This window comes from Fundidesulfovibrio sp. (assembly GCF_058402725.1).
The window spans coordinates 20,296-28,997 of the sequence record NZ_JBZVFJ010000032.1; the positions used below are offsets into that span (position 1 = coordinate 20,296).

Annotated in this window: 10 protein-coding genes; 3 read left to right on the plus strand and 7 right to left on the minus strand. The window is 68.9% G+C overall.

Annotated features, from left to right (window positions below; all coding sequences use genetic code 11):
* The first annotated feature begins 35 nt into the window (after positions 1–35).
* Positions 36–998 (plus strand): iron-sulfur cluster assembly scaffold protein, encoded by a 963-nt coding sequence (locus ACV4UX_RS06395; RefSeq protein ID WP_491592483.1) that lies wholly within the window; start codon positions 36–38, stop codon positions 996–998.
* Positions 999–1,267: 269 nt separating this feature from the next.
* Here the strand turns inward: ACV4UX_RS06395 and ACV4UX_RS06400 are convergent, their stop codons facing one another.
* The 3 genes from ACV4UX_RS06400 to ACV4UX_RS06410 form a co-directional block, all read right to left on the minus strand.
* Positions 1,268–1,699 carry an HMA2 domain-containing protein gene (locus tag ACV4UX_RS06400; RefSeq protein WP_491592484.1) on the minus strand — a complete coding sequence of 144 codons (432 nt, stop codon included), beginning with the start codon at positions 1,697–1,699 and terminating at the stop codon, positions 1,268–1,270.
* A 158-nt stretch (positions 1,700–1,857) separates the two neighbouring features.
* Positions 1,858–2,346: a tRNA (N6-threonylcarbamoyladenosine(37)-N6)-methyltransferase TrmO gene (gene tsaA / locus ACV4UX_RS06405; protein WP_491592485.1), complete on the minus strand. Its 489-nt coding sequence runs from the start codon at positions 2,344–2,346 to the stop codon at positions 1,858–1,860.
* 7 nt (positions 2,347–2,353) lie between these two features.
* Complete coding sequence (locus ACV4UX_RS06410) at positions 2,354–2,611, minus strand: hypothetical protein (protein WP_491592486.1); 258 nt, start codon at positions 2,609–2,611, stop codon at positions 2,354–2,356.
* 144 nt (positions 2,612–2,755) lie between these two features.
* On the opposite strand from ACV4UX_RS06410, the gene ACV4UX_RS06415 reads away from it, so the two are divergent.
* Positions 2,756–3,913 carry a TOBE domain-containing protein gene (locus ACV4UX_RS06415; protein WP_491592487.1) on the plus strand — a complete coding sequence of 386 codons (1,158 nt, stop codon included), beginning with the start codon at positions 2,756–2,758 and terminating at the stop codon, positions 3,911–3,913.
* 132 nt (positions 3,914–4,045) lie between these two features.
* On the opposite strand, the gene ACV4UX_RS06420 is transcribed toward ACV4UX_RS06415, so the two are convergent.
* The 4 genes from ACV4UX_RS06420 to ACV4UX_RS06435 form a co-directional block, all read right to left on the minus strand.
* Entirely contained in the window at positions 4,046–5,107 is a 1,062-nt protein-coding gene (locus tag ACV4UX_RS06420) for a hypothetical protein (protein WP_491592488.1), read from the minus strand.
* A 174-nt stretch (positions 5,108–5,281) separates the two neighbouring features.
* Entirely contained in the window at positions 5,282–6,061 is a 780-nt protein-coding gene (locus ACV4UX_RS06425) for an ATP-binding cassette domain-containing protein (protein ID WP_491592489.1), read from the minus strand.
* Complete coding sequence (locus ACV4UX_RS06430; protein ID WP_491592490.1) at positions 6,051–6,752, minus strand: GTP-binding protein; 702 nt, start codon at positions 6,750–6,752, stop codon at positions 6,051–6,053. Before ACV4UX_RS06430 ends, ACV4UX_RS06425 begins: the two co-directional genes overlap by 11 nt.
* Entirely contained in the window at positions 6,749–7,777 is a 1,029-nt protein-coding gene (locus ACV4UX_RS06435) for an ABC transporter substrate-binding protein (RefSeq protein WP_491592491.1), read from the minus strand. Before ACV4UX_RS06435 ends, ACV4UX_RS06430 begins: the two co-directional genes overlap by 4 nt.
* Positions 7,778–7,989: 212 nt before the next feature.
* On the opposite strand from ACV4UX_RS06435, the gene ACV4UX_RS06440 reads away from it, so the two are divergent.
* Positions 7,990–8,568 (plus strand): hypothetical protein, encoded by a 579-nt coding sequence (locus ACV4UX_RS06440; RefSeq protein WP_491592492.1) that lies wholly within the window; start codon positions 7,990–7,992, stop codon positions 8,566–8,568.
* Positions 8,569–8,702: the final 134 nt, after the last annotated feature.

Consider the following 8,702-nt stretch of genomic DNA (forward strand, 5'->3'; position numbering starts at 1 on the left):
GCCCCGGGACCATTCACAGACATCCGGAGGAGCGCGTGCGACTGACGCTCTCGGTGACGGGCCGTCGCTGCGACCTGGCCCTTCACCCCATTTCCCCGTGCACGGCCAGGAACATCGAGGACCTGGGCCGCAAGTTCTACACGAAAAAATACATCCACTGGTGGCGCGGCGGCAGGACAAGCACCTGCGGCATGCTCCTGGACGACGACTGCCGGGCGCATGCCGTGGTGGGGCAGTCCCAAGTCCCCGTGGACCTCTCCGGCGCGGCGGCCAACGCCTCGCACCTGCGGCGCGAGCGCTATCTTTCCAGCCGCGCCAGGCACCTGGCCCTGCTGGGCTACGACGACGAACACTGCCGCGCCACCTGGACGTGGCACGGCGTGGAGTCCTTCGATCCCGCGAAGCTTCGCGTCACCGCGCACCGCTGGGACCGCGTGACCGGACAACCCGACTACGTGGTGCTGGAACGCGTGCTCTACGAGGGCCGCTGCGCCGACTCGGAAGACACCCACGGCAGCACGGGCTTCACCCTGGTGGATCCGCGCGTCATCGACCTGGAGGATCTGCGCCGCCACGAGGCCCGCGACCAGGGCAAGCTGCGCGACCTGACCTGCGATGTCCGCTCCCGGCCCGTCAGGCCGGACGTCCCGGCGGCGTGCGTGGTCTCCGGGCGCTCGCTGCTGCTGCCCGTGCCCCGCAGCGACGCCGAGGGCGTCTCGCAGGGGGGCGGCGGCTCCATCGCGGTGCGCCTGCGCATCCGGGCCGACGTGGTGGTGCAGGCGGGCGGCGAGGCCCACGGCTGCGAATACTGCCGCCGCAGCCTGGAGGCCCTGACAGAGATGACCACCGGGCTCACGGTCCAGGAGTGCTTCATGCTCTCCGACGAGGACCTGCATCCCTTCCTGCCCCGGGTGCACGCGCACCTGGACTGCTCCTCCCGGGCCATGGACGCCCTGCGAGCCGCCGTGCGCGACTGGGAGCGCCGCCGCGCGGCCTAGGGGGCGGCATGCGGTTTGTCCAGGCGCGGCAGAGACGCCGCCGCGCGGCCTGAATGCGCTGGCGTGACGGCATGACGGCCCCGGTTCTCCCCGTCAGGGGAGGGCCGGGGCTTTTCGTGCATGGGAAGCGCTGCACTGCAGGAATCGACTCAATCAACTGGCTCCTAGTGTCGTGATTTTGAAAACATGAAATGTTTTTCAAAATTAAAATCAATGGTTTTGCATGATTGCCTCAAGAGTCCGTATGGACGGATTTTGAGGACGCGATACTAGCGCATGAGCGTGCGGCGGTTCTGGTAGAGGTGCGCGGCCAGGAGCGCCGCGAACACCGCTCCGGCGGCCACGTGGAGCCCTTCCCAGACCAGCAGGCCGCCCAGGGCCAGGCCCAGCGCGCCCAGCATGCCGCGCTTCACGTTGCGTCGGGCCGCCGCGCCAGCCAGGGTCCGCTGGAGGTTCTCCAGGTGCTCGCGGACCTTCTCCGGGTCCGCGCCCAGGGCCTGCGCGATCCTTTCGAGAATGTCCTTCAGGCCGATGCAGGCCTTGTCGTAGAGCACCAGCAGGCTGCCGACGCGCCTGTTGGCCTCCGTGCGCAGGACGCCCGGGGTCTTGCGCAGGGCCTCGCGCACCGTGTTGCTGATGTCCTCGGCCTTCAGGGCGGCGTCGCGGAAGCGGACGCGGCCTTCGGTTTCGCAGACGACCATGGTTTGCTCCTTCATGCCGTTGAGAGGTGGAGAAACTAGGCGTCAGGGGTCGGTAAAAGTCAACCATACGTCGGGAAACGCATTCTGGGCGGCACTCGATGCGAATGCGCGGGGCTGCCGCGCCCGAGCGCGGCGCGGGGGAAGCGCCTGGGGGCGGTTCAGCCCTTGGCGTGGAAGCGGGCGTCGGCCCTGTGGCTGGAGGCGTTTTGCGCAACGCCCTCGAACCACCCGATGCGCGGGGCCTCCCAGGCGTCGAAGGCCGGAACGTAGGGCTTGATGTCCAGCACGGGGGTTTCGTCGAGCATGTCCACGTTTTCCACGAAGACGCGCTCGCCGTCGTGGCCTGTGAGCCGCAGCACCGAGAGCCCGATGGGGTTGGGGCGGCAGGGGGAGCGCGTGGCGAAGACGCCGTGCAGGGCGTCGCCCAGGTAGGGCTTCACCAGGAGTTTGGCGTCCCTGATCTCGTGCAGATGGTAGAGCAGCACGATGTGGGAGAAGCCCTCCAGGTCCTTGAGGCCCTGGCGGTAGGGTTCGAACACCTCGATGCGCCCCGCCACGCCCAGCGCGCCCACGGGCTGGATGGGCATGCCCTCGGCGCGGGCGTGGGGCGTGCGGGCCACGCCGATGGGCCGGTAGGTGAAGGTCACGGAGCGCCTAGCCCTTTGCGCGCCCGTAGCGCAGGAAGAGCGCAGCGGCCCCGATAACCAGCAGGATGGCCCCCGGGTGGGCGAAGGAGAGGGGGATGCCCAGCCCGGCGGCGGCCAGGGGCAGCACGCGCCCGAAGAACTCCCGCTTGGGCAGGCGTTCGCAGAGCCGCGCCCCCTCGGTGGGGCAGGGCAGAGTGCCCCCCAGACAGACCTCCACAAGATAGAGCATAACGTAAGCGAGCACGATGACGGCGAGCAGTTCCATGGCGAGCCTCCGGGGCATGAGCCCAAGTCCCTGCTACTCCGCCGTGGCGCAAGGAGCCAAGCGATTCACGTTTCCGTGAAGAAGCGTGACGATGAGACACGAGGGGCGATCGGTGCTAGGTGGTTATGTCAAGGTGGACATCGCATGATCCGAGACAACCTGATCCATTTTCTCAAGTCCCTGGGCGCGGACGACCTGCGCTTCGTGCTGGACCGCGTGGGCGACGCGGAACAGGGAGCGCCCGGCCCGGGCGGGGAGCGCCAGGGCAAGGCCCCCTGCCCGGCCAAGAGCTTCGACGTGCCCTCCGACGTGAAGCACCTGGACCCGGCGCAGCTCCTGGCCCTCACCGAGTCGTTCCGGGAGTGGCGCGAGGCGGCTGCCAGCCCGGCGCGCAAGCGCTCCCGGACGCGGCTGTGGCTGCTCTTCCTGCTCATCCGCTACGGGGCGCTCAAGCTGGGCGAGGCCATCACCGTGGACGACCGGGAAGACTTCGACTTCGCGCGCTTCGCGCTGTCCGTGCGCGGCGACCACGCCCGCACCGTCCAGCTGCCCAAGGAGGTCTCCCGCGAGATCGCCGCGCGCCTCGACGAGCCCGCCTGCGCCTCCCTGCGCGGCGAGGTGTTCCACCTGGACCAGGGCTTCGTGCGCCGCAAGTTCTACGAGCAGGCCGACGCCTGCGGCGTGCCGCGCGAGCTGGCCAATCCCCGGGTGCTGCGCCACTCGCGCGCCGTGGAGCTGCTGCGCGAGGGCCTGCCCATCAAGGTGGTCCAGACGCTCATGGGCCACCAGAGCGCGCACCTCACGGCCCAGTACGTGAACTTCAGCGAGTCCGACATCAAACGCATCGTCAACTACTACATCCTCAAGGAGTCCTCCATGAAGACCAGCGCCCGCAACGCCTTCACCGGCAAGGTCAGTTCCATCCGTTCGGGCAACATCCTGGCCGAGGTGGAGGTGGTCACGGCCAGCGGGCTCAAGGTGGTCTCGGTGATCACCCACGAGAGCCTGGCCTCCCTGGGCATCCGGGAGGGTTCGCTGGTCACGGCCACGGTGAAGGCCCCCTGGGTGATCCTGGTCAAGGAGGACGACAAGCTCAAAACGAGCGCCCGCAACAAGTACAGCGGGCGCATCGTCAAGGTGAACGCCGGGCAGATCTCGGCGGAGGTGGTGGTGGAGCTGCCCGACGGCACGCTGGTCTGCTCCCTGGTCACCGACGAGTCCGTGAAGGCCCTGGACCTCAAGGTGGGCGACGAGATCTGCGCCCTCTTCAAGGCCTTCTCCGTGATCCTCAACGTGGAGTAGGTCCCTGCGGGACGCAGATCCGGGAGCGGCCCGGTGTTGCATCCCCGGAACCCTGCCGCGAGCTCGTTCAGGCCAAATGCAAATCCATCAGATCAGTGATCCGGAAAACGCGACACCCTCGCAGTCGCGACACTAGTTGCCGGGTTCGCACTGCTGCACGGACAACTCGCCCCGGAAGCGCCGGGCTTCCTTGTCCGCGCGCACGGCGAAGCGCTCCAGGCAGCCGCCTCGGCCCCGGGTGTCAACCTCCCAGCGCCAGCCGTTGGGGCCGGGCTCCTTGCGCAGGGGCCAGAAATTGAGCCAGGTGGTCTCGGAGGCCTTGGGCGCGGCCTTGTCGCGGCGCACGGCCAGGTCCACGGGGTACTGGACGGCCTCGTCGCGCGCCGCGTCGTAGCCGAAGACCGAGGAAAGCATGAGCATGCAGTTCCCCGCCGAGGAAAGGTGGAACTCCCGGGCCTGGCCGTCGCCGTCGAGGTCGCGCAGGCGCAGGAGCTCGGGGCGTCCGGCGCGGTCCTTCCCGGCAGGTTCCGGCACGAAGTAGGCGAATTCCGGCCCGGCGGGGATGCGCCAGGGCAGGTCGAAGGCGTCGCGATCCTCCAGAGGGTCGACGATCTTCAGGGTGTTGCGCGTCGCGCCTGTGCCCGCGTCCACAAGGGAGAGCCGCGCGGGGCCGCTCCAGGAGGAACCCCGGCTGTAGTCGGGGCAGGTGTATTCCTCGTCGCGGGGGTGTTCCTGGCGTTTGGGGTCGTCCATCCAGAGAACGTAGGCCCGGCCCTGGACGCCCGGCACGGGCGCGGCCTCGATCACCCGGGCCTTGGGCGGCAGCGAGGCCTCGCGGCCCGCGAGCACGGCCACGTTGGCCCAGGCGGGCCTGCCCTGGGCCTGGGGCGGCGCGACGAAGCGCCCGTCGGGACGGGCCTTGAAGACCTCGGTGGTCAGGGCGTCGATGCGCCACTGTCCGGCCGCGTCCTGGGCCTGGGGGCCGCAGGCCTGGGCCTCCACGGCCACGGTGAAGCCCCCGTTTTTGTACTGGCTGGAGACGGCCTTGAGGCAGCCCGGAGCCAGGCCGGGCTGCTGGGCGGCGATCCAGGCCAGGAGCAGCGGGGCGGCCTGTTCCTGGGTGAGGGCCGCGCGGGAGGCGGCGGGCGTGCAGACCAGCACGGCGAGAAGCGTCAGGACGTGGACGGTGCGCATGGCGGTTCCCCCTTTCCAGGGGATGTTAGCGCGAATGCTCCCGAGGCCAACAGGCTGTGCTTCTTTGTCCGGAGAGCAGAGGCCCGTGCCGTCACGCCCGGCCCGTTCGCCCACGAGCGGACGCGCCAGGCCTGAGCCTGTTGGAAATGGTTGCGGATTGCTGGGCATGTGCCCTCAGGAGGCTTCCAGGTCCTTCCCGGCGCGCAGGAGCGCGCGCACCTCTGTGAAACGCCGCTCCATGGTCGAAAGCTCCTCCAGGGCGGCGGCCTCGGCCGGGGAGCGCTCCACCACGCGGCGTACCGCCCCGTGCTCGAACACCAGCCGCCGCTTCGCGGAAAGGGCCAGCACAGGGTCGTGGGTGGCCATCACCACGATCTTGTCCGAGCGCACCAGCAAGTCCAGAGCCTTGGACTTGTCCACGCCCGCGTTCTCGATCTCGTCGATGAGCAGAACCGGCGACCAGCTCAAGAGCGCCGTGTCCGCGATCATCAAGGCGCGCGACTGCCCCCCCGAGAGCTGCGTGAGCTGCGTGCCCGGCCCGAAGGGCTCCCCGGCCAGGGCGTTGGCCGCCTCCAGCACGCGGCGCGCGGCCTCCTCGGGGTCGGCCGCCTCGCGGCTGTGGGCGTGGGTGCGCACGAAATCGAGCACGTTCATGTCCAGCACGAAGTTCATGTTCTGGGTCAGCTGGGCCACCAGGCGGCTCTGCAGGGCGAAGCGCTCGTCGGCGTCCGGGGCGCGGCCGTCCAGCAGGAGCGTGCGCCCCGTGGGCGTGTCCGCGCTGGCCATGGATTCGATGTCGGAGAGGAAGCGGCTCTTGCCCGAGCCCGTGGGGCCAAGCAGGGCCGTGACCTCGCCGGGCCGGAACGTCACGCCTGCGGCCTCGGGGCGGCCCGACTTGTCGCGCCCGGCCGTGAGCGTGAGCGATGCCAGGGTTTTTCCGGCGTCAGTCTCCATGGGGGCCTCCGAAGCGGGCCTTCTTCACGTTGCCCTTCTGGTAACGCTCGCCGATGCGCGTCTCCGAAAGGCAGTAGGAGCACACGGCGGCGGGCATGGAAAAGCGCAGGCGCATCTCGGTGACGCTTTCGACTCCCGGGGCCATGGCCATCACCCGGGCCAGCTCCGCGCAGCCCTGTCCCGTGAGGCCGTTCACGTGGCGGATCACCGCGCGTTTGTTCATCTGGCGGATGCGGTAGCGGTAGACCTCGCGCTCAGCCTGGGACACCAGGTCGCCCTTGGTGACGATCACCAGGTCGGCCATGCGCAGCATGGGGCCGATCTTCTCGGGCGCGTCGATGCCCATGAGGTTGTCGATCACGCACAGGGCCAGCGCGCCCCGGATGTGCGGGGAGCAGCGGTTGCACAGCCCCGCCGTCTCGATCACCAGGCAGCCCGCTCCCTCGCCCTGCGCCCAGGCGAAGGCCTCCTCCAGGTTGGACGCGTAGAAGTGGTCCGGGCACAGGCCGCCGGAAAAGGCCACCACGGCCCGGACTCCGGCCTCTTCGTAGAGTTCGGCGTCACGGCTCTGCAGGCAGTCGAACTTGACCACCGCGCACCGTTCGCCCTCCCCGGCCAGGGCGCGGCAGGCCCGGGCCACCACCGATGTCTTGCCGCACGAGGGCGGACCGGCCACCGTGACCAGCTTCACCGCGCGGCCCGCACCAGCGCCCGGAAGCGCGCGTTGAGCCGGTCGCGCAGGGCGTTCACGTCGTTGTCCTCGATGTAGTCCCAGCCCACCCACTTGAGCTTCGCCTCGGGCGGCAGCGGCGAAGGCCGCGAGCCGTCCATGGGCGCGAACCACGCGGCGCTCTCGATGGAGGCGAACCCCGAGGCGAAGAACTCCAGCACAGGGGCCAGTCGCTCATGCTCCGAGGCCTTGGCCAGGAGGTAGAGGGGGCTCGCCGCCGCGCCGTCCTCTGGCCAGAGGATGCGGATGTGATCGGGCTGGCGCGTGCTCTTGGCGAAGAAGGCCGGAATCACGTAGATGCCCCCCGCGCGCTCCTCCGAGGTGCCCACGCTCTTGACCATGCTCGACGAGTGCATGAGCCCCCGCGCGTTGGACGCCAGGGCCTCCAGGCCTTCCATGCCGAAGTCCTTGTAAAGGTTCAGCACCACGGCGTCGGCCATGTCGTCGCCGTCGCCGCACATCACCACTTCGCCCTTGTAGCGCGGGTGCAGCAGGTCCTCCCAGCGCCTGGGCAGGGGAAGGTCCCCCAGGCGGCGGGTGTCCGCCATGAAGATGTAGGGCGTCGCGCCGTACACGGTGTAGCGCCCGCGCGGGTCCACCAGGCCCGCCCGCTCGTGCAGGGGCGAGAGCGTACGGGTCGGCGCGGACTTGAAGACCCCGGGGCGCACGAAGCGGTCCGCGAACTCCCGGCTCCAGAAATCCCCGAAGCCGATGGAACCGATCACGCCGGGCAGCCGCGCCGGGTCCGTCTCGCGGCGGATGGGGTCGTAGGGGTCCACGGAGGTGCAGCCCATGGGCAGGTGGAACCTGAACGACTCGCCGCGCCCCGCGTACCCCGAAGCCACTTTCTCCAGAGCGTCCCGCACCACAAGCTTCACCGGGCAGGGCGCATAGAGCAGCAGGTCCACCGGCTCGCCGGGCAGCCCGGAGGCGTCTTCGCGCCCCATGGCGCGGACGGAGTTCATCAGGTCGTCGAGAGCTTTCATGTGTGTCGTCCTTGGAAACAGGCCTGTTCAAAAATGTATGGTAAGCTTCAAAAATGAAGCGCCGAAGACGCTTCCAAACGGCCCGGCAGGCCGTTCTCCGCGCGGCGTCGGCTTCACCATACACCCGCAGCAAGAGCCGCGCCACCTCGCGCCGTTGCCTCCCGGGGCGATAACGCCTATGACCCTGGGAAACCGACCCCGCGAGGCACGCCATGCTCCATCGCCGCCCGGTCCCGTCCGTCCTCCTGGCCCTGTTCCTCTTCGCCCTGGCCCTGCCCGCCCTCGCGGCCCAGAAGAATCCAAAGTCCAAAGAGCAGGCCGTCCCGGACCCCAACGCCCAGTCCCTCGCCGAATTCTTCAAGGACGAGGCCGTCACAGCCCCCAAGGCCCTCGACTTCAAGATCGAGGCCGGTTACGCCGACATCCGCGCCGAGACCCCCGAAGCCTCCGGCCGTTACTTCCTCGCCGGGCAGGCCCTCGCGGGCGTCGCCCCGGACATCTACCGCCTCGACCTCACCTTCAAGCACAAGCTCCAGCGAGACATCATCGACCTGGCTCCTGAGTATTTCTTCACGAAGGTGAAAACGTATTACTTCTGGTACAACGGCGGCAACAAGATCGTCTTCAAGCTCGGAAACGGCAAGAAGGCCTTCCCCATCAACAAGAAGGAACTCACCGAGATCAAGGTGAAATCGCTCGAAACCTACACCATCGAAAAGACCAAGCTGCCCATGGACCTCACCATCCAGGACGGCAACACCAGGATCTACCTGCAGATCAAGTTCATCTGAGCCCGGAAATGGGGAGGGTGTGAGCGGCCGGATTGGCGGCGAAGGAGCCTCCGGCGGCCAGGGCTCCGCCCTGAACCCGCTGGAGAGGGCGCTGCCCTCTCCAGACCTCTCCCGCCAGGGGGGAGCCCCCCCTG

Excerpts from the sequence above, each read along its gene's own strand:
- ACV4UX_RS06440 (WP_491592492.1), top strand. The coding sequence starts at position 7,990 with ATGCTCCATCGCCGCCCGGTCCCGTCCGTCCTCCTGGCCCTGTTCCTC.
- ACV4UX_RS06425 (WP_491592489.1), bottom strand. The coding sequence starts at position 6,061 with ATGGAGACTGACGCCGGAAAAACCCTGGCATCGCTCACGCTCACGGCC.
- ACV4UX_RS06435 (WP_491592491.1), bottom strand. The coding sequence starts at position 7,777 with ATGAAAGCTCTCGACGACCTGATGAACTCCGTCCGCGCCATGGGGCGC.
- ACV4UX_RS06410 (WP_491592486.1), bottom strand. The coding sequence starts at position 2,611 with ATGGAACTGCTCGCCGTCATCGTGCTCGCTTACGTTATGCTCTATCTT.
- ACV4UX_RS06420 (WP_491592488.1), bottom strand. The coding sequence starts at position 5,107 with ATGCGCACCGTCCACGTCCTGACGCTTCTCGCCGTGCTGGTCTGCACG.
- ACV4UX_RS06400 (WP_491592484.1), bottom strand. The coding sequence starts at position 1,699 with ATGGTCGTCTGCGAAACCGAAGGCCGCGTCCGCTTCCGCGACGCCGCC.
- ACV4UX_RS06415 (WP_491592487.1), top strand. The coding sequence starts at position 2,756 with ATGATCCGAGACAACCTGATCCATTTTCTCAAGTCCCTGGGCGCGGAC.